Below are 20,139 nucleotides of genomic sequence, written 5' to 3' on the forward strand. Positions count from 1 at the left end.
AACGATCTCGTCGGCGTCCGCCGCCGCATCAGCGCAGCGGCCGCGACAGCGGCACATTCACCCAACTCGGGTTCTTCGGGTCGATGTGGATGTACTGCGGGCGCAGTTGAGACGACCAGAGACCGGGGCCCAGGGGCAGCGCCTTCGAGAAGTTGAACGAATAGATGTCCACGCGAAGTCGGTCACCGGGCTTCAGTGCGGCCTGCGTCGCCGACATCGGGATGTCGACGTTGAGGATCTGACCCGGTTTGACCGGCCGGTAGTGGTCGAGTGAGAGGTACAGGTACGGATCGGTGAGGTCGCCGTTGGGTGCATATCCGCTCTTGGTCTTGTCGACGTCACGCAGTGAGACCATCAGCTGCCCCATCGAGACGACCTGGGAGCGGCCGTCCGGCGACACGACGTTGACCGTGGCGTGCCAGTAGCCGTCGGAGGCTTGAACTCGCTGGCGCAGATGGACCACGGGCGTCCCGCTGATCCGGGTCAGTTTCGCGGCGGGTTTGCCGGTGAACGTCTGCGCGGCCACCTCGGTGATCCGCGAGTCCTTTCCGCAGAAGTCGAAGAACGCGGTGATGCCGATTGTCGATTGTGCGTTGTCGCGGCCGCACAGCGTCGAGAGACCCGGTTTGACCTCGCGGACCGCCTTCCGAGCAGGGGCGGATCGGCCCAGGGAGCCGTCGCCGCCGACGGGAGTGTGGACGGTGCCCGACGGCGTACCCGACAGATACTGCCGCTGGTAGGTGTACCCGGGCAGCGGGAAGGTGTCGCCCTGCAGGAAGTTGCCGGTGGGTTCGGACGCCAGGGTGGCCGGTGCGTACTTCTCGATGCCGTTGTCGATGCCCTTGAGCCACTTGTCGTACCAGGCGCGAGCGAGGACGTCGATGCGCGGGGGGTGCCCGGGACTGCCGAAGTTCGAACTCGACGTGATGTGGTAACCGTCATCCATGATCAGCTTCTTCTTCGCGTCGGGCAGCGAGGTGAGCTTCGAGAGCATGCGTGCCTCGGAGAAGGTGAACAGGTCGTTCCAACCGCCGATGGTGAACGTCGGCGTGGTCACCTTCGACAGATCGGTGTACATCGACTGCCGTCGCCGGGAGCTGTCGATCAGCATCTGACGGGTGGTTCCGTGGACGTCCTTGACGTCGCGCGTGGTGATCGCCTGGATCAGCACGTCGAAGTAGGTCAGCGGATCCTTCACCCTGTCGGCCAACCACCGCCAGTCGAAGGTGCCGTTCAACATCGACGCGAGGTTGGGGATCAGCTTGAGACTGTTGACGGCGGCGAGCCAGGGAGCGAGGAACCCGAAGCCGAGACCGCCGCCGGGGGCGATGACGTCGCGCACCAAGTCGGCGCCCGGAACCACCGGGAAGGTGGCGCCGAGTGCACCCGGTGCGTCGGAGGACGCCTGCAACTGGTTGATCGCCGAGTACGACACGCCGGCCATGCCGACCTTGCCGTTCGACCAGCGCTGTTTGGCAGCCCAGTCGACCACCTCGACGGTGTCCTTGCGTTCGCGGTCGCCGAAGACCTGCCAGGTCCCCTGCGAGAAGCCGGTGCCGCGGACGTCGACGACGAGCATGTTGTATCCGCTCTTCACCAACTGCGGATCGTAGGCGAACGTCTGGACGAGCCCGCCCTTCAGAGCGCCGACGAGTTCGTTGTAGCCGGAGATGACGGTGCCGCGGACGTTGATTCCGTTGAGCAGGTCGATCAGCTGTGGCACCAGGACCGGATAGTTGACCACTTCGGCGGCCAACGCCGACACCATCTTGGTGTACGGCGTCATGTTGACGATCACCGGCAGCTTCTTGGAGGTCGGCTTGCCGGACTTCCCGGTCGGCCGGATGAGGTTGCCCTTGAGGACGGTCCCGTCGCTCATGCGGATCGGCACGTCGGGGGTCACCGAGTAGCCGGAGTACTTCTGCGGCCCGTCGTGAGTGCGGGTCCATTTGGCGCCCAGGGCACCGGAGAGGGCGGCGTCGGACGTGCCGGGTCCCGGTGCGACGAGCAGCGGTACCGCGGTGAGCGCGGCGACGACGACGGCGAGCAGAATACGAGAGACCGATCGCTGTGAGCGCACTGGACTTCCTCCCCGATGGACGTTCATGACGACGCGGTCGAGAGGAGCTGTCTCCGGTGACGACACACGGTTCATGTGACTTCTGTGATGTGACTCTCAGGTAACAATAAGGGTCGGGGGCCGGGAACGAAAGGGTCACAAAATTTGGCACCGTGGCCATATTTGCTGAACACAGCGTTTCTCAGGGTGCGATTCGGGGCCGAGTCGTCGGCACCGGCGGCGCGCCCGTACACTTGTCTCTCGCACCACCACCGGCCCCGGTGGCGAAACAGGCAGACGCGCCGCACTCAAAATGCGGTCTCCTAGGAGGTGCCGGTTCGAGTCCGGCCCGGGGCACCCACCCGACAGGGGAACCCATACGCCGGGAACCCATACGCCGGCAGAGCGGGGGAGCGACAGCGATGACCGATCGCACCGAGACGACGAGCGGCCCCATGCGCGTCGTCGTGGCGGAGGACGACTCCCTCATCCGGCTCGACCTCGTCGAGATGCTCCGCGAGGAGGGCTATGACGTCATCGGCGAGGCCGGAGACGGGCAGGTGGCCGTCGAGCTCACCGAGCGGCTCCGCCCCGACCTCGTCGTCATGGACGTCAAGATGCCGGTGCGCGACGGGATCGACGCCGCCGGCGAGATCGCCCGCCGTCGGCTGGCCGCCGTCGTGATGCTGACCGCGTTCAGCCAGCGCGAGTTCGTCGAACGGGCACGCGACGCCGGCGCCATGGCCTACCTGGTGAAACCCTTCACCCAGGCCGACCTGGTGCCGACGATCGAACTCGCCCTCAGTCGCTACCGCGAGTTGACGGCGCTCGAAGCCGAGATCGACGACCTCGCCGACCGCCTCGACGCGCGAAAGCTGATCGACCGCGCCAAGGGACTCCTGATGGACTCGCGAGGCCTCAGCGAACCCGAAGCGTTCCGATGGATCCAACGGAACGCGATGGACAGACGGGTGACGATGCGGGCCGTCGCAGAGATCGTGGTCGAGACCCTCGGCGGTTGACTCGCCCGTCTGCGCCTGATCCCGTCTGCGCCTGATCCCGTCTGCGCCTGATCCCGTCTGCGTCTGACCCCGTCTGCGTCTGACCCCGTCGGTGTCGGTCACTAGACTCGTGCACGTGAGCGCAGCGAAGACCACCCGGGCATCCACGACCCAGGCATCCACGACCCAGCCCACCCTGATGCTCCTCGACGGGCATTCGCTGGCCTATCGGGCCTTCTTCGCGCTGCCCGCGGAGAACTTCACGACCAACACGGGGCAGACCACCAACGCGGTGTACGGCTTCACGTCGATGCTCATCAACCTGCTCCGCGACGAGGACCCGACCCACGTCGCCGCAGCCTTCGACGTCTCGCGCGTGACCTTCCGATCCGAGATGTACCCGGAGTACAAGGCGCAGCGCAGCAAGTCGCCCGACGAGTTCCGCGGTCAGGTCGACCTCACCAAGGACGTCCTCGACGCGATGGGAATCCCGGTCATGGCGGTCGAGGGATTCGAGGCCGACGACATCATCGCGACGCTGGCGACGGCCGCCGATCAGCAGGGATACCGCGTCTACATCGTGACCGGCGACCGCGACGCCCTGCAACTGGTCAACGAGAACATCACGGTCCTGTACCCGAAGCGGGGCGTGTCGGAGATGACCCGCTTCACCCCCGACGAGGTGGAGCGGAAGTACGGCCTGACCCCGCAGCAGTATCCCGACTATGCGGCGCTGCGCGGGGATCCCAGCGACAACCTCCCCGGCATCCCCGGCGTGGGGGAGAAGACGGCGGCGAAATGGATCCGCGAGTACGGGTCGCTCGCCGAACTCGTCCACCACGCCGACGAGGTGCGCGGCAAGGTCGGCGACGCACTGCGCGCCAATCTGGCGAACGTCCAGATGAACCGCAGGCTCACCGAGATGGTCCGCGACATGGACCTGCCGTCCGGACCCGATGAGCTGGCGCTGCACGCGTGGGACCGCGACCGGATCCACCGGCTGTTCGACGACCTCGAATTCAAGGTGCTGCGCGATCGACTGTTCTCCACCCTGACCTCGGTGGAACCCGAGGCCGACGCCGGCTTCGAGATCTCCGGGACGCGCCTTCGCGCCGGGGAGGTCGGACCGTGGCTCGCCGACCACGTCGGGGAGGGGCGCAGCGGGCTCGCGATCGCCGCGCCGCACCGGGTCGTCGGCAGCGACGTGGAGGCGATCGCGATCGCGGCGGCCGACGGCGAGGCGGCGCACATCGACCCCACCGTGTTGACCGCGGCCGACGACGCCGCCCTCGGCGCATGGCTGGCGGACGCATCGCGTCCGAAGGCCCTCCACGAGGTCAAATGGGCGCTGCATGCGCTGCGTGGACGCGGGTGGTCCCTGTCGGGGGTCACGTCCGACACGGCTCTCGCGGCGTATCTGGTCCGACCCGGGCAGCGGACATTCCAACTCGACGACCTCACCCTGCGGTACCTGAGGCGCGAGCTCGCCGCCCAGGATGCGGGCGACGACGACGGGCAGCTGTCCCTCCTCGACGCCGACGCCGACGCTCACCGTGCCGCCGACGAGTTGATGCTGTCCGCGGCTGCCGTCGCGGAACTGGCCGACACCCTCGACACCGAACTCGATCGGATCGACAGCGTCTCCCTGCTGCGCGACATGGAACTGCCGCTCGCGTTCGTCCTGGCCGACCTCGAAGCCGCCGGCATCGCCGTCGACACCGACCATCTCGACGATCTCGAGCGGGAGTTCGCCCAGCGGGTGCGGGACGCCGCCGAATCGGCGTACGAGGTTATCGGCGAGCAGGTCAACCTCGGGTCGCCGAAACAGCTGCAGTCGGTGCTCTTCGACAAGCTCGACATGCCGAAGACCAAGAAGACCAAGACCGGGTACACGACCGACGCCGACGCCCTCACCTCGCTGTACGAGAAGACCGAGCATCCCTTCCTCAAATTCCTGCTCGAGCATCGTGACGCCACCCGCCTGCGGGTGACCGTGGAGGGATTGCAGAAGACCGTCGCCGTCGATCAACGCATCCACACCACGTTCAACCAGACGGTCGCGGCCACCGGGCGCCTGTCGTCGACCGAGCCCAACCTGCAGAACATCCCGGTCCGGACCGAGGCCGGCCGACAGATCCGGCACGCGTTCATCGTGGCTCCGCGGGGCGAGTCGGTGGAGTTCGAGAGTCTGATGACCGCCGACTATTCGCAGATCGAAATGCGGATCATGGCCCACCTCTCGGAGGATGCGGGCCTGATCGAGGCCTTCCGGACCGGCGAGGACCTGCACAATTTCGTGGGCTCACGTGCTTTCGGCGTCCCGGTCGACCAGGTCGACGCCCAGATGCGGTCACGGGTCAAGGCGATGTCGTACGGCCTCGCGTACGGGCTGTCGGCCTACGGTCTGGCCGCTCAACTGGGGATCAGTCGGGAGGAGGCCAAGGAGCAGATGGAGCGGTACTTCGACCGGTTCGGCGGAGTGCGCGACTACCTCCACCACGTCGTGCAGGAGGCGCGGACCAACGGTTACACCGCGACGCTCCTCGGCCGCAGGCGGTACCTGCCGGATTTGAACTCCGACAACTTCCAGCGCCGCCAGTCCGCGGAACGCATGGCCCTCAACGCTCCGATCCAGGGCACTGCCGCCGACATCATCAAGGTCGCGATGATCAACGTCCAGCGGCGTCTCGGGGAGTCCGGTCTCGGCTCTCGAATGCTCCTGCAGGTGCATGACGAACTGGTCATCGAGGTCGCCGCCGGTGAGCGTGACGCGGTCGAGGCGCTGGTCCGCGACGAGATGAGCGGCGCCATCGAACTGTCGGTGCCGCTGGAGGTCTCGGTCGGATACGGCCGCAGCTGGGACGACGCGGCACACTGACGCCCATGACTGCTGACGATCACCTGCCGCTGGCCGTGCTCGCCGGGGACGGCATCGGACCGGAAGTCGTCCCGGTCGCCGTCGAGGTCGCGGCCGCGGCCCTCGAACCGCACGGGATCGTCGTGGACCGGGTCGACCTGCCCTTCGGCGGCCACGCGATCGCATCCCACGGTGCACCGGTACCGCAGACGACCCTGGACGGCCTCGCCGAGACTCCCCTGTGGGTGGTCGGCCCGCACGACAGCGCCTCCTATCCCGATCAGCTGCGAACGCCACCGCCCGGAGCACTGCTTCGCACCCGGTTCGATCTGTTCGCGAACCTGCGTCCGGCGCGCGCACTGCCCGGTGTTCCGGCCACGACACCGTCGATGGACGTGCTGGTGGTGCGGGAGAACAGCGAGGGTCTGTACGCCGACCGGAACATGGCGGTCGGCGCCGGCGAGTTCATGCCGACGCCCGACGTGGCGATGTCGATCGGCGTCGTCACCCGGGCGGCCACCGAACGCATCGCCGTCGAGGCGTTCGAAGCCGCACGCCGACGGCGCGGGCACGTGACCATCGTCCACAAGGCCAACGTCCTGCGGTTGACGACGGGACTGTTCCGTGACGTCTGTCTCGACGTCGCCCGGCGGTACCCGGATGTGCGGGTGAGCCAACAGCACGTCGATGCGATGGCCGCGTTGCTGGTGCGCAGCCCCGACGCCATCGATGTGATCGTCGCCGAGAACCTGTTCGGCGACATCCTCTCCGACCTGGCCGGCGAGCTGTCCGGATCGCTGGGATCGGCACCGTCGCTCAACGCCTCGTCGGCGCGGGCGATGGCGCAGGCCGTCCACGGTGCGGCGCCCGACATCGCCGGCCGCGGCATCGCGAATCCCGTCGGGATGATCGGTTCGGTGGCGATGCTGTTGCGGTGGCACGGCGACCGCACGGGTGAGCATCGCGTGACAGCCGCGGCCGACGCGATCGACGCTGCGGTGGCGCATGCGTCGGCGAACGGTGCGCGCACCGCCGATCTCGGCGGTGCCGCGACGACCGCGGACGTCGGGGCGGCCGTTCGCGCCGCACTCAGCGAAGTCGGCTGACGCAGAACTCGTCGACCGCCCCGCGCGCAGGCGGGGAGATCCGAATCGGTCATACTCGATGATCTGAACTCATACGCTGGGCGGGCCACGACGGACCGCGGTCGAACGACGACGGCGGTCAAACGACGACGGAGGTGAGCCGATGCGGAAGGCCACATTCCGCATGCGCGCCGGGATGCTCGCGGCGGCCGCGGCACTCGGCGGATCACTGCTGACCGGCTGCGTCGTCGACGAGTCCGCATTCGACACCCGACCGCTGACGCTGACGGTCGACGAACAGCCCGAGATCGCGGCGTTGCTGCCCGCCGGGGTGCGGTCCTCCGGGCGGCTGCGCGTGGGAACGAACCCGCCGTATCAGCCGAACGAGTTCAAGAACCGCGACGGCGAGATCATCGGTTTCGACGTCGACCTGATGAACGCAGTCACCCAGGTCCTCGGGGTGCGGCCGGTCTACGTCGAGTCCGACTTCGCCAAGATCATCCCGGCGCTGCAGAGCGGCAGTTTCGATGTCGGAATGTCGTCGTTCACCGACTCGGTGGAACGCCAGCGGCAGGTCGACTTCGTCGATTACTTCAGTGCGGGCATCCGGTGGGCGCAGAAGGCCGGTCGCGACATCGACCCCGATGACGCCTGCGGCCTGCGGGTCGGTGTGCAGCGGACCACCGTCGAGGACATCGAAGAACTGCCGGCGAAGAGCGCCGCGTGTGTGCGGGCGGGCGAGGACGCCATCAAGATCGTCAAGTTCGACTCCCAGGATCAGGCGGTCAACGCCGTCCTGCTGGGACAGGTCGACGCGTTCTCCGCGGATTCGCCGGTGACGGCGTACGCGGTGAAGAAGACCGAGGGACAGATCGAGGAGGTCGGCCCGCTGTACGACGCATCACCCTACGGCTGGCCGGTCGTCAAGGGGTCGTCGCTCGGTCCCGCCCTTCGCGACGCATTGCAATACCTCATCGACAACGGCCAGTACGAGGCGATCGCCACGCACTGGGGAGTGGAAGCCGGAATGATTCAGCGATCGGTGATCAACGGGGCGGAGGACTGATCCGATGACGACAGCAGATCCAGATCGCTCCCGCGGGGACGACACGGAGTCGGACGGGCCGGCACCCATCAAGGCGGTACCGCTGAAGCACCCCGGGCAGTGGGTCGCCGCAGTGATCGTCCTGGTGCTGGCCGGATTGTTCGTCTACGGTGCCGCGACCAACTCCGCCTACCACTGGGACACGTTCGGCAAGTATCTGTTCGAGCGGCGCATCCTGTCCGGTGTCGGCTACACCCTCGCGCTCACCGTGCTGTCGATGGTCATCGGTGTCGTTCTCGGTGTCCTGCTGTCCGTGATGCGGATGTCGTCCAACAGGGTGTTGAGCTGGACCGCATGGGTGTACCTCTGGATCTTCCGGGGAACCCCGGTCTTCGTGCAGCTGACCCTGTGGGGACTGGTCGGATCGCTGTATCAGACGGTCGACGTCGGCGTCCCGTTCGGCCCGACCGCGATCACGATCGACATTCAGGAGCTGAGCCTCAAATACGTCTTCTTCCTCGCGGTGATCGGTTTGGCGCTCAACGAGGCCGCCTACATGGCCGAGATCGTGCGCGCGGGGATCTCGTCGGTGGGAGAGGGCCAGATGGAGGCATCGGTCGCCCTCGGCATGTCGTGGTGGCAGACCATGCGGCGCACCGTGCTGCCGCAGGCGATGCGGGTGATCATCCCGCCGACGGGCAACGAGGTCATCAGCATGTTGAAGACCACGTCGCTGGTGACGGCCGTGCCGTTCAGCCTGGAGCTGTTCGGTCGGCAGGGCGACATCTCGGGAGTCAACTTCCAGCCGATCCCGATGCTGCTCGTGGCCTCGACGTGGTATCTGGTGGTCACGTCGATCCTGATGGTCGGACAGCATTACATCGAGAAGCACTATGAGCGGGGCTCGTCGCGAGAACTGTCCGACAGTCAGTTGAAGGCCCTCGCCGCAGCGAACAGGACCGTCGTCGAGGAGGGCAAGTGACAGAGGCGAATTCGACGGCCGGTGACCGGACGCCGATGGTCTCGGCGGACCGCGTGTGCAAGAACTTCGGGGCACTGCAGGTGTTGACCGGTGTCTCGCTCGACGTTCAGCGCGGCGAGGTCGCCTGCCTGATCGGGCCGTCGGGGTCGGGCAAGTCGACCTTCCTGCGCTGTGTGAACCATTTGGAGAAGGTCAACGCGGGACGGTTGCTGGTGGACGGCGACCTCATCGGTTATCGCGAACGCGACGGAAAGCTGTACGAGATGAGCCCGCGCGATGCGGCCCGTCAGCGGCGTGACATCGGCATGGTGTTTCAGCATTTCAACCTCTTTCCGCACCGGACCGCCGTGGAGAACATCATCGAGGCGCCGATCCTCGTCGGCGGGAAGTCGAAGGACGAGGCCACCGAGCGGGCCCTCGACCTGTTGAGTCAGGTGGGTCTGCGCGCGAAGGCCGACGCGTACCCGACTCAACTGTCCGGTGGGCAGCAGCAGCGTGTCGCGATCGCCCGCGCCCTTGCGATGGACCCGAAGCTGATGCTCTTCGACGAGCCGACATCGGCCCTCGACCCGGAGCTGGTCGGCGACGTGCTCGCGGTGATGCGGACGCTGGCGTCCGAGGGGATGACGATGCTCGTCGTCACCCATGAGATGGGCTTCGCTCGCGAGGTGGCCGATCAACTCGTCTTCATGGACGGCGGTGTCGTGGTGGAGAAGGGCGACCCGCGCGACCTGTTGTCGAATCCGACGCAGGAGCGGACTCGCGAGTTCCTCTCCAAACTGCTGTGACCGGGGCCGAGGACCGCAATCGGACGCTCGTCGTCCGGCTCGGTCGTGAAGAGATCATCATTCGGCGCCGCTACGAGGCGTTGAGCATCGCCAACGATGTCCTGATCGGAGTCTGGTTCCTGATCGGGAGCTTCCTCTTCTTCTCCGACGACACCGTGTTCGCGGGGACGTGGCTGTTCGTCATCGGGAGTGTCGAGATGCTGATCAGGCCGGTGATCCGGCTGGTACGGCATGTTCATCTGCAACGCTTGGCGCCCGAGCCGGCCGTGGAGTCCGACGGTGACTTCTAGGCGCGGGGTCTGCGGCAGCAGAAGATCGCCGTCCCGGGGAAGTAACCGCCGCGCAGCGGCGACCACTGGCCCCACTCCGCGTCCAGGTCGTCGGGCCACTCGGGTTCGACGATGTCCTCGAGAATCAGGCCTGCCGTGACGATCTCGCGGACGCGGTCGCCGATCGTGCGGTGGTGCTCCACGTAGGTCACCGATCCGTCGCTGTCGGTCTCGGAGTACGGCGTGCGCGAGAAGTACGACATCTGGACGACCAGCCCGTCCGGACCGGGATCGTCGAGGAACATCCACCGCATCGGATGGTTGGTGGAGAACACCCAGCGGCCGCCGGGGCGAAGGACGCGAGCCGCCTCCGCCATCAGGCGCGCGGAGTCGGCGACGAACGGGACGGCGCCGAACGACGAGCACACGATGTCGAACGATTCGTCGGCGAACGGGAGGTGTTCGGCACCGGCCCGGACGAGGGGGACCGGTTCGGGGTCCTGCGCCATCGCCGTCACCGCGTGGCTGAGCATCCCGATCGACACGTCGAGGCCGATCGCGCGGGCGCCCTGCGATGTGAGCCACCGCGAACACGGGGCCGAACCGCATCCGATCTCCAGCACGTCACGGTCGGCGACGTCGCCGAGGAGTCGGGCGTCGTCCTCACGAAACCGTTCGGGACCCCACACGAACTCGCCGCCGGGGGTGGTGTTGCCGATGAATGAACCGTGTTCCTCGTGGTACTCGTCGGCTTCGGTGTCCCACCAGTGGCGGCTCGCGTTCTCACTGGTGGCCGAGTCGATCGCACCGAGGAGGCGCGGGGATCGCGGGTCGGAGGTCACCGGAGGTCCTTTCCATCCATGGTCACCGTGTCACGCGACACGCCTGTCACCGTGTCATGCGACACGCCTGTCACCGTGTCACGCGCGTGGAACACGATGTCGGTCTTCGCGTCGCCGTCCCATCGTCGCAGCGCCATCGCGCGGCCGTCGCGATTCGCGGAGCTCTCGTCCGGTGGGGCGCCGAGCCGCTCGAGTGCCGCCGGAACCCCTGTCGGAGACAGGCGTCGAATCTCTGTCGGAGACAGACGCCGAAGGAGCGTGACGTGGGGAGTCCACCGGTCGGGCGCACAGTGCGGTGACGCGTCGGTCACGCCGTCGACGTAGGCGTCGTGGACGGCGTGGTGCAGGGCGATGAGCGCTCGGGAGGGGAGCACCGAACGGGTGAGGGTGACGCGTCGGCCGCCGCCGAGGATCACCGGCGGGCCCAGTCGCAGCGGGATCGGCAGCATCGTTGTGGCGATCCTTCCGGTCAGACGGTCCAGCCGGGGCGTGATCGCCGATCCGGCGACCAGCGTGCAGTGGGGTCGATGGGCGGCCGGCCGGGAGGGTCGTCCGACGAGGTCGTCGAGGACCGTCCACTCGGCGCGCACCGCGGCTTCGGTGTCCGGATCCATCAGGATCTCGATCGAGTGCGCCATCGCATCGTCACCTCGTCGTGGTCGGCGCGCGGACCGCGTGTGGGTCGCGTTTGTGCAGGCCAACCCAGGGTAGTACGCTTGGTCACGTGTGTGCGCGACGCGTCCGCACAGCGCCGCCGGGGGCCTGATCACCGTCGGTGCGCCTGATGCAAGAAACCGGGCACAGCCAGCGACGATTCGAATACCGATTCCGCATCCGAGCGCTCTGCCTGGACCCTGTACCTACTAGATGCCTGTCCGGAGCTACTCAACACATGTCGTCCCCCACCATCACCTCGCCGCAAGTCGCCGTTAACGACATCGGCACGGCCGAGGATTTTCTCGCCGCCGTCGACTCGACGATCAAGTACTTCAACGATGGCGACATCGTCGAAGGCACCATCGTCAAGGTCGACCGCGATGAGGTCCTGCTCGACATCGGTTACAAGACCGAGGGAGTCATCCCGTCTCGTGAACTGTCGATCAAGCATGACGTCGACCCCAACGAAGTCGTCACCGTCGGCGACGAGGTCGAGGCCCTGGTTCTCACCAAGGAGGACAAGGAAGGCCGCCTGATCCTGTCGAAGAAGCGTGCTCAGTACGAGCGCGCCTGGGGCACGATCGAGGAGCTCAAGGAGAAGGACGAGGCCGTCAAGGGCACCGTCATCGAGGTCGTCAAGGGCGGCCTGATCCTCGACATCGGCCTGCGTGGCTTCCTCCCCGCCTCGCTGGTCGAGATGCGCCGCGTCCGCGACCTGCAGCCGTACATCGGCAAGGAGGTCGAGGCCAAGATCATCGAGCTCGACAAGAACCGCAACAACGTCGTTCTGTCGCGTCGCGCATGGCTCGAGCAGACGCAGTCGGAGGTCCGCAGCGAGTTCCTCAACCAGCTGCAGAAGGGCCAGGTCCGCAAGGGCGTCGTCTCGTCGATCGTCAACTTCGGTGCGTTCGTCGATCTCGGCGGCGTCGACGGCCTGGTGCACGTCTCGGAGCTCTCCTGGAAGCACATCGACCACCCGTCCGAGGTCGTCACCGTCGGCGACGAGGTCACGGTCGAGGTCCTGGACGTCGACATGGATCGTGAGCGCGTCTCGCTGTCGCTGAAGGCCACTCAGGAAGATCCGTGGCGTCAGTTCGCCCGCACCCACGCGATCGGTCAGATCGTGCCGGGCAAGGTCACCAAGCTGGTGCCGTTCGGTGCGTTCGTCCGCGTCGAGGAGGGCATCGAGGGTCTGGTGCACATCTCGGAGCTGGCCGAGCGCCACGTCGAGGTTCCCGATCAGGTCGTCTCGGTCGGCGACGACGCGATGGTCAAGGTCATCGACATCGACCTGGATCGCCGTCGCATCTCGCTGTCGCTGAAGCAGGCCAACGAGGACTACACCGAGGAGTTCGACCCCTCGAAGTACGGTATGGCCGACAGCTACGACGACCAGGGGAACTACATCTTCCCCGAGGGCTTCGACGCCGAGACCAACGAGTGGCTCGAGGGCTACGAGCAGCAGCAGCAGGAGTGGGAGGCCCGCTACGCCGAGGCCGAGCGTCGCCACAAGCTGCACACCGCTCAGATCGAGAAGTTCGCTGCGGCTGCAGCCGAGGCGGAGAACGCTCCGAGCGACTACTCGTCGAGCACGGGGGCGGCGCAGGCTGCACCCGCGACCAGCAGCGGCCCCGCTCAGTCGGGCGGCTCGCTGGCCAGCGACGAGCAGCTCGCCGCGCTGCGCGAGAAGCTGTCGGGCAACGCCTGATCCGCTTCTAGCCCGCTAGACCACGGTGCCCCGGAACTTCGGTTCCGGGGCACCGCTGTCTGGTTCGCCCGCTCAGCGGAGGAGGGCGCGGCGTTGCAGGGTGGCGGCGATTCCGCCGGCGGCGGCACGGACGGCGTCGGCGTGGGCCTCGGGCCGGTAGCGGTTCAGCGGCCCGGTCATGCTGATGGCGGCGACGGCGTCGTCGGTCCCGACGTCGAGGACGGGGGCGGCGACACACGCGATCCCGAGCGCCGACTCCTCGTATTCGAAGGCGACGCCGTTCTCGCGGACGGCGTCGAGCTGCCTGCTCAGCATGCCCGGAGCGACGATGGTCCGCGGAGTTCGTCGGATCAGGTCGCCGGACAGGACGTCGCGTCGAAGGTCGAAGGTGGAATGGGCGAGGAGGGCCTTGCCGATTCCAGTGCAGTGCAGGGGCATTCGGCCGCCTGTACGCGACGGCGCGGTGGCCGAGCGGTGGCCGCCGATCTTGGCGACGTAGACGACCTCGTGGCCGTCGAGGACGCCGAGGTGCACGGTCTCGCGTGTGCGGGTGTAGAGGTCCTGCATGAACGGCATCGCGATCTCCAGCAGGCTGCGTTCCACCGAGGCGAGCATGCCGAGTTCGAAGAGACCGCCGGAGAGTCGGTACCCGGCATCGGTGCGGTCCAGGAGGCGGACGTCGGCGAGTTCGCGGGCGAGTCGGTGCACGGTGGCCTTGTGGAGGCCCGTTCGGCGAACCAACTCGGCCAGGGGGAGTTCGGAGTCGTCGACCGTGAAGGCGCGCAGGATCAGCACCACCTTGCCGATCACGGTGTCGGGAGTGCCCGCCTCACTGGTCATGCATCCACACTACGCGGAGCGTATCGCTGAGTGAGACGATGTTCTTTCGTCTTTCCTCGACGCCGGTGACCATGGTCACCATGACTTCCACCACCGACCGCGACGTCGCCGAGGAGCAGGCGGCCCAGCGGCTGTTGACCGCGCTCCGCACCCGTCAGGCCTGCGCACCGGTGCGCGACCTGATCGGAGCCGTCGATCTGCCGGCGGCCTACCGAGTCCAGGAACGGCTCACGGCGGGCCGCGTGGCCGGTGGCGCCACGATCGTGGGCCGAAAGATCGGCCTCACCTCCGACGCCGTCCAACAGCAGATGGGTGTCGATCAGCCCGACTTCGGGGTCCTCTTCGACGACATGGCGTACGACGACGGCGCATTGGTCCCCACCGACACGCTGCTCCAGCCGAAAGCGGAGGCGGAGATCGGCTTCGTCCTGAGTGAGGACCTGGCGGACGGCGACCTCGGTCTCGCACAGATCCGGGGCGCCGTCGCCTACGGGGTTCCGGCCATCGAGATCTGCGACAGCCGGATCGACGGATGGGACATCGCCTTCGCCGACACCGTGGCCGACAACGCTTCCTCCGGGGTCTACGTCCTGGGAACGGTCCGCAAGACCCTCGACGAATTCGATCCCGTCGACACCACGATGTCGATGGTGATCAACGGCGAGGAGGTCTCGACCGGCACCGGCGCCGCATGCCTCGGTGATCCGCTCAACGCGGTCGCCTGGCTGGCGAAGGCGGCCCGTGACTTCGGTGAACCGCTGCGTGCCGGACAGGTCATCCTGTCCGGAGCCCTCGGTCCGATGCGGCCGCTGGCGTCCGGCGACGAGGTGACCGTCGAGATCGGCGGCCTCGGATCGGTCGGTGCGCGGTTCTCGTGACCGCCGCACCGCACGGGCGTCCCCACACCAGGCAGGAAGAGTCAGATGAAGGAAGAACAGCGATGAGCAGCAAGACGAAGGTCGCCATCATCGGATCGGGCAACATCGGCACCGATCTGATGATCAAGGTGATCCGCACGGCGAAGCATCTCGAGATGGGCGCGATGGTCGGTATCGACCCGGACTCCGACGGTTTGGCGCGCGCCGAGCGTCTCGGCGTGCCGACGACCCACGAAGGCGTCGAGGGGCTCCTCGCACTGCCGAACTTCGATGAGATCGAGATCGTCTTCGACGCGACGTCGGCCAAGGCCCACGAGCACAACGCGTCGATCCTGCAGCCGTTGGGTAAACGGCTGATCGATCTCACGCCGGCCGCGATCGGCCCGTTCGTGGTGCCCGCGGTCAACATCGACGACCACCTCGACGCGCAGAACGTCAACATGGTGACGTGCGGCGGTCAGGCCACGATCCCGATCGTGGCGGCCGTCTCCCGGGTCGCGCCGGTCGCATACGCCGAGATCGTCGCATCGATCTCCTCGAAATCGGCGGGCCCCGGCACCCGCGCCAACATCGACGAGTTCACCGAGACCACCTCGGGCGCCATCCGTGACGTCGGCGGTGCGCGGAACGGCAAGGCGATCATCATCCTGAACCCGGCCGAGCCGCCGCTGATCATGCGCGACACCGTGTACGCGCTCGTCGACGCCCCCGACCTGGACACGCAGGAACGCATCCGCAACTCGGTGGAGAAGATGGTCGCCGACGTCTCGGCCTACGTGCCCGGCTACCGGCTCAAGCAGAAGGTGCAGATCACCGAGATCGGCGAGGGCGCGACGGTGCACACCCTGATGAAACAGGATCCGGAATCGGAGCCGACCCACCAGGTCTCGGTGTTCCTCGAAGTCGAGGGCGCCGCACACTACCTGCCCGCCTACGCGGGCAATCTCGACATCATGACGTCCGCCGGTCTGCAGTACGCGGAGCGGATCGCGGCGCTCAAAGAGCAGGAGGCCACCGCATGACTTCGACGGGAACGCCCATTTTCGTTCAGGACGTCACACTCCGCGACGGCATGCACGCCATCCGGCACCAGATCAGCACCGATGACGTCCAGCGCATCGTCAAGGCCCTCGACGAGGCGGGCGTCGACGCCATCGAGGTGGCGCACGGCGACGGTCTCGCCGGCGGGTCGGTGAACTACGGCCCGGGATCGAACACCGACTGGGAGTGGATCGAGGCGGCCGCCGACGTCCTGGAGAACGCGCGTCTCACGACGCTCCTGCTGCCGGGCGTCGGCACGGTCGAGGAACTCGAACACGCCTGGAATCTCGGTGTGCGCTCGGTCCGCATCGCCACGCACTGCACTGAGGCCGACGTCGCCGCCCAGCACATCGCCGCGGCCCGCGAGATCGGCATGGACGTCTCGGGGTTCCTGATGCTGTCCCACATGTCGGAACCGGCCGCACTGGCCGAGCAGGCCAAGCTGATGGAGTCGTACGGCGCTCACTGCGTCTACATCACCGACTCGGGCGGCCGACTCACGATGCGCGACGTCGAAGCCCGAGTGAAGGCGTACCGCGATGTGCTCGACCCGGGCACGCAGATCGGCATCCACGCCCATGAGAACCTGTCTCTCTCGGTGGCGAACTCCGTCGTCGCCGTCGAGAACGGGGTGTACCGGGTGGACGCCTCGCTGGCCGGCCACGGCGCGGGCGCCGGCAACTGCCCGATCGAACCGTTCATCGCCGTCGCGAACCTCTCGGGATTCGAGCATCGCTGCGACCTCAATCGTCTCGAGGACGCGGCCGACGACATCGTGCGCCCGCTGCAGGACCGTCCCGTCCGAGTCGATCGGGAGACCCTGACGCTCGGCTACGCGGGCGTCTACTCATCCTTCCTACGGCACGCCGAAGCCGCTGCGGAGCGCTACGACCTCGACGTCCGCGACATCCTCACGGTCTGCGGCGAACGTCGCCTCGTCGGCGGCCAGGAGGACATGATCGTCGACATCGCGTTGACCCTCGTCGCCGAGCGCGACGGCGAGGACGTCGCCTGACGCGCCTGCTCAGACGCCGACCGCCCGGAGTCGAACTCGAACCGGGCGGTCGGCGTCTGCGCTGATGTGGAGACGGCCGGGACCCGACGACTCCGCACGCGGGAAACCGCCCGCGGTGAGGGAGTCCGCGACGGAGTCGGCCACGCCCAGATCGGCGACCGTCGCCTCGACGTCGATGACCGGCGCGGCGCGGCCACCGACCACGGATGTCGGGCCGACGTGCTCGACCGCGGAGGCGTTCGCGCCGAGCAGCGCCCACACCCTCGCGACGACCCGCCGGCCGAGAACCGCCCAGTCGGGGTCGTAGTCGCGGACCTGCGTCGGCAGGGCGGCAGGGACCCCCGCGGCGACGTTGTCGCGCAACGGGATCAGGCGTTCCTCCCATACCGTGCGCGCCTGCGTCGCGAGCTCCTCCGGGGTGCCGGAGTTGTCGAGCCAGATGTCGGCGACCTCGCGACGCTGCTCGTCGGTGGCCTGCGCCGTGATCCGTGCTCGCGCGTCCTCGGCGTCCATCCCGCGCAGATCGACGAGACGGCGAAGGCGGACGTCGGCGTCCGTGTGCACCACGGCGACCAGGTGGTAGAAGGGCGCCATGTGGCCCTCCACGAGCAGCGGCACATCGTGCAGGATGATCGCATCGGCCGGTGCGGCATCCGTGAGCTCCTGGGTTCGGGCCCCGATCAACGGATGGGTGATCGAGTTGAGGAGTGCCCGACTCTCGTCGTCGACGAACGCCCGCGCGGCCAGCGCGGGCCGATCGAGCGCGCCGTCAGGCCCCAGGATCTCGGAACCGAAGGCGTCGACGAGGCGGTCGAGACCCGGGGTGCCCGGTTCGACGACCTCGCGCGCGATCCGGTCGGCGTCGACGTGATAGGCACCCCGATCGATGAAGGTCGTCGCCACGGTCGATTTCCCGGCACCGATGCCGCCGGTGAGCCCCACTCTGATCACGTGTCCAGTGTGTCAGACCCGAGGTCGATCACTGCCAGGTGTAGTCGCCGAGGGTCTCCGCGCAGAACCCGATCTGACGCTGCGGATCGGTTGCGATGGTGAAGGTCAGCGGCTTCTGCGTGGCCTCGTCGGAACAGTTCGGCACATCGGTGCTCTCGACGCGCTCGGTGACCTTGAAGTGGGCTGAGGCGATGCCGGACGGCTTGGAGCAGTCGACCGTGGTGAGTTCGACCTTCAACGAGAACGAGGACTCCTTGTAGCAGGTTCCCTGCCGGTAGTTCGGGATCAGGCACGACACGTCGTCGCTGGCGTCGCTGCCGTATTCGGACACGTAGTAGCTGTATCCGGCCGACTCGCACAGGTACTTCGTCGGGAGTGCGGCGCCGACGATGAACGACGGCGTGGAGTCCGCGCAGTCGACGGCCTCCGTCTCGACGTCCATCGACGACCCGCTCACCGTGATGCACGATCCGACGGGGCTGGAGTCGACCGAGGTTCCGCTGTCGTCATCGCGGTTCATGGTGTAGACGATGACGCCGCCGATCGCGACGACGAGGACCAGGGCCACGCCGATGACGACGGTCAGCAGGTTCTTCTGCGGATTCCTTCCGTTCTGCGGTCCCCGGGGAGCCGGCGGCACGGGGCCGCCGGGGAACTGCCCCTGCGGCGGCACCGGCCCGCCCGGGAACTGGCCGCCCGGGAACTGGCCGCCCGGGAACTGGCCGCCCGGGAACTGGCCGCCGGGGAACTGCCCCTGCGGCGGCACCGGCCCGCCCGGGAACTGGCCGCCCGGGAACTGGCCGCCCGGCTGGTTCGGCGGTTGCTGCGGCGGGGGAGTGGTCATCGTGATGGCACCTTCTACGGAGAGCGACGGATCAGACGAAGTGTGACACGTCGGCCGGCCGAGCGCTCCGTCAGGTGCGGTCCAACCAGTGCAGACGCTCGCCGATCTGCTCGTCGAGCCAGGACTGGACGTCGCCGGCCCGTTCGGCCCCGCCGAGGGCGACGGTCGCGATCCGTACGGCCTGTTCGGCATCGACCGTCGACAGGAGCGAAGCGGCGTGCGCCTCGAAGAGTTCGTCGACGTCGACCAGCTGCAACGGCCGACCGGGACGGTCGACGAGGTCGAGGTACCAGTCGACGGCGTGCCAGCGGCCGTCTTCGTCGGGACCGGAGAACCGACCGACGTCGAGGTAGAGGCGCTGGTCGGAGCGATGTCCCGGCGTGAAGTGGAAGATGTTGGCCCGCAACCCGAGTGTGGGGAGCAGCCAGCTCTCGAGGTGATGGAACCGCCGATGATCGGCCGTCCGGGACATGTAGAGGCCGTAGTCGGTGCTCCGGAACTCCTCGACGGCGCGGACGATGCCCTTGTTGTCGGTGTTCGTCATCGCCGGCGGGTCGAAGACCTCCCGCTTCGGGGGATGCAGATCGGCGGCCATGTCCTCAGCGTGGCATGTCGGGGCGGACGACGGTCGCGTTCGAGGGATGTGCAAAGCGGTCAGGTCTGACCGGGCCTCGTCTTCGTCGGGCAGGCGTCACGCCGGACCCCGTGTTCCGTCAGATCGCTGTCCCGTCTGGCCGCTGTCCCGTCAGACCGAGATCACGGTGCCGTCGGAGGCGACTGCGAACCCGGGGTTGTGGACGAAGTCCCAGCGGAACCCGTCCGGATCGGCGACGCACGCGCTCACCCCACCCCAACTCTGCCGACTCGGCGGATTCACCACCGTGGCTCCGGCCGCGACCGCCGCGTCGAACAGCGCGTGGACGAGGTCGGGGTGATCGACGTTGTGCCCCAACGAGACCGGTGGCCCCGACCGGCCGTGGGCGACGTCCCCGTACTCCTGCGGCATCGATCGGATGTTCCAGAGGGCGAGCAGCAGTCCGTGCCCGGCCTGGACGAACGAGATCTCGTCGGGAACCGAGCTGATCGGCCGGAAGCCGAGGCCGTCGACGTAGAACTCGGTCGATCGAGCGACGTCGCGGACGCCGAGGGTGACGGCGGAGATCACGGGCGGCCGTCGATCGCCGGACGTGCCGTGCGGCGGATGCATCTGGATCTCCTGTCTGCCGGTGGATGCGACAGTACGCGCGTTCGCCGCCGGGCACGGCCCGGCCGAGCAG

The 20,139-nt window shown here is 67.6% G+C and carries 19 protein-coding genes and 1 tRNA gene; 12 read left to right on the top strand and 8 right to left on the bottom strand.

Going from position 1 to position 20,139, the window contains the following annotated elements; all coding sequences use genetic code 11:
* Positions 1 to 28 precede the first annotated feature (28 nt).
* Positions 29 to 2,107, bottom strand: a complete 2,079-nt coding sequence (locus G528_RS0110820; RefSeq protein WP_051198690.1) for a CocE/NonD family hydrolase — start codon at positions 2,105 to 2,107, stop codon at positions 29 to 31.
* 227 nt (positions 2,108 to 2,334) lie between these two features.
* On the opposite strand from G528_RS0110820, the gene G528_RS0110825 reads away from it, so the two are divergent.
* The 8 genes from G528_RS0110825 (at position 2,335) to G528_RS0110860 (ending at position 10,107) form a co-directional block, all read left to right on the top strand.
* A tRNA-Leu gene (locus G528_RS0110825) sits at positions 2,335 to 2,416 on the top strand.
* A gap of 65 nt (positions 2,417 to 2,481) precedes the next feature.
* Positions 2,482 to 3,081: an ANTAR domain-containing response regulator gene (locus G528_RS0110830; RefSeq protein ID WP_026918984.1), complete on the top strand. Its 600-nt coding sequence runs from the start codon at positions 2,482 to 2,484 to the stop codon at positions 3,079 to 3,081.
* A 178-nt stretch (positions 3,082 to 3,259) separates the two neighbouring features.
* Positions 3,260 to 5,938, top strand: coding sequence for a DNA polymerase I (gene polA / locus G528_RS0110835; RefSeq protein ID WP_425402231.1), 2,679 nt, complete (start codon positions 3,260 to 3,262; stop codon positions 5,936 to 5,938).
* 5 nt (positions 5,939 to 5,943) lie between these two features.
* The gene (locus G528_RS0110840; protein WP_051198676.1) at positions 5,944 to 7,023 is read left to right on the top strand and encodes an isocitrate/isopropylmalate dehydrogenase family protein; all 1,080 of its coding nucleotides are present in this window, start codon (positions 5,944 to 5,946) and stop codon (positions 7,021 to 7,023) included.
* A 142-nt stretch (positions 7,024 to 7,165) separates the two neighbouring features.
* The gene (locus G528_RS0110845) at positions 7,166 to 8,068 is read left to right on the top strand and encodes an ABC transporter substrate-binding protein (RefSeq protein WP_026918987.1); all 903 of its coding nucleotides are present in this window, start codon (positions 7,166 to 7,168) and stop codon (positions 8,066 to 8,068) included.
* Positions 8,069 to 8,072: 4 nt separating this feature from the next.
* A complete protein-coding gene (locus G528_RS0110850) occupies positions 8,073 to 9,029 on the top strand; it encodes an amino acid ABC transporter permease (protein WP_026918988.1) in 957 nt (318 codons plus the stop codon).
* A 35-nt stretch (positions 9,030 to 9,064) separates the two neighbouring features.
* A complete protein-coding gene (locus G528_RS0110855; RefSeq protein ID WP_026918989.1) occupies positions 9,065 to 9,817 on the top strand; it encodes an amino acid ABC transporter ATP-binding protein in 753 nt (250 codons plus the stop codon).
* Positions 9,814 to 10,107, top strand: coding sequence for a YrhK family protein (locus tag G528_RS0110860; RefSeq protein ID WP_026918990.1), 294 nt, complete (start codon positions 9,814 to 9,816; stop codon positions 10,105 to 10,107). Before G528_RS0110855 ends, G528_RS0110860 begins: the two co-directional genes overlap by 4 nt.
* Here G528_RS0110860 and G528_RS0110865 read toward each other — a convergent pair.
* Positions 10,104 to 10,928 (bottom strand): class I SAM-dependent methyltransferase, encoded by an 825-nt coding sequence (locus tag G528_RS0110865; RefSeq protein ID WP_026918991.1) that lies wholly within the window; start codon positions 10,926 to 10,928, stop codon positions 10,104 to 10,106. The genes G528_RS0110860 and G528_RS0110865 overlap by 4 nt on opposite strands.
* Positions 10,925 to 11,566 (bottom strand): 2'-5' RNA ligase family protein, encoded by a 642-nt coding sequence (locus G528_RS18045; protein WP_051198678.1) that lies wholly within the window; start codon positions 11,564 to 11,566, stop codon positions 10,925 to 10,927. Before G528_RS18045 ends, G528_RS0110865 begins: the two co-directional genes overlap by 4 nt.
* Before the next feature lie 254 nt (positions 11,567 to 11,820).
* Between G528_RS18045 and rpsA the strand changes: the two genes are divergently transcribed.
* Positions 11,821 to 13,293: a 30S ribosomal protein S1 gene (gene rpsA, locus G528_RS0110875; protein WP_026918992.1), complete on the top strand. Its 1,473-nt coding sequence runs from the start codon at positions 11,821 to 11,823 to the stop codon at positions 13,291 to 13,293.
* A gap of 72 nt (positions 13,294 to 13,365) precedes the next feature.
* Here the strand turns inward: rpsA and G528_RS0110880 are convergent, their stop codons facing one another.
* A complete protein-coding gene (locus G528_RS0110880) occupies positions 13,366 to 14,133 on the bottom strand; it encodes an IclR family transcriptional regulator (protein WP_026918993.1) in 768 nt (255 codons plus the stop codon).
* Positions 14,134 to 14,213: 80 nt separating this feature from the next.
* Between G528_RS0110880 and G528_RS0110885 the strand changes: the two genes are divergently transcribed.
* The 3 genes from G528_RS0110885 to dmpG all read left to right on the top strand — a co-directional run bounded on the left by G528_RS0110885 (position 14,214) and on the right by dmpG (position 17,067).
* Positions 14,214 to 15,011, top strand: a complete 798-nt coding sequence (locus tag G528_RS0110885; protein WP_084638161.1) for a 2-keto-4-pentenoate hydratase — start codon at positions 14,214 to 14,216, stop codon at positions 15,009 to 15,011.
* A 62-nt stretch (positions 15,012 to 15,073) separates the two neighbouring features.
* Entirely contained in the window at positions 15,074 to 16,033 is a 960-nt protein-coding gene (locus G528_RS0110890; RefSeq protein ID WP_026918995.1) for an acetaldehyde dehydrogenase (acetylating), read from the top strand.
* Positions 16,030 to 17,067 (top strand): 4-hydroxy-2-oxovalerate aldolase, encoded by a 1,038-nt coding sequence (dmpG, locus tag G528_RS0110895; protein WP_026918996.1) that lies wholly within the window; start codon positions 16,030 to 16,032, stop codon positions 17,065 to 17,067. Before G528_RS0110890 ends, dmpG begins: the two co-directional genes overlap by 4 nt.
* Positions 17,068 to 17,076: 9 nt before the next feature.
* Here dmpG and coaE read toward each other — a convergent pair whose 3' ends face one another.
* The 4 genes from coaE to G528_RS0110915 form a co-directional block, all read right to left on the bottom strand.
* Positions 17,077 to 18,018, bottom strand: a complete 942-nt coding sequence (coaE, locus tag G528_RS0110900; protein ID WP_211220628.1) for a dephospho-CoA kinase — start codon at positions 18,016 to 18,018, stop codon at positions 17,077 to 17,079.
* Between the two features lie 28 nt (positions 18,019 to 18,046).
* Entirely contained in the window at positions 18,047 to 18,862 is an 816-nt protein-coding gene (locus G528_RS0110905; protein ID WP_026918998.1) for an LppU/SCO3897 family protein, read from the bottom strand.
* Between the two features lie 70 nt (positions 18,863 to 18,932).
* Positions 18,933 to 19,457 carry a ribonuclease FAU-1 family protein gene (locus G528_RS0110910; RefSeq protein WP_026918999.1) on the bottom strand — a complete coding sequence of 175 codons (525 nt, stop codon included), beginning with the start codon at positions 19,455 to 19,457 and terminating at the stop codon, positions 18,933 to 18,935.
* A 150-nt stretch (positions 19,458 to 19,607) separates the two neighbouring features.
* Complete coding sequence (locus G528_RS0110915) at positions 19,608 to 20,069, bottom strand: VOC family protein (RefSeq protein WP_051198680.1); 462 nt, start codon at positions 20,067 to 20,069, stop codon at positions 19,608 to 19,610.
* Between the last annotated feature and the right edge of the window lie 70 nt (positions 20,070 to 20,139).

The sequence above is a fragment of the Gordonia shandongensis DSM 45094 genome, assembly GCF_000423025.1.
Taxonomy (GTDB): domain Bacteria; phylum Actinomycetota; class Actinomycetes; order Mycobacteriales; family Mycobacteriaceae; genus Gordonia; species Gordonia shandongensis.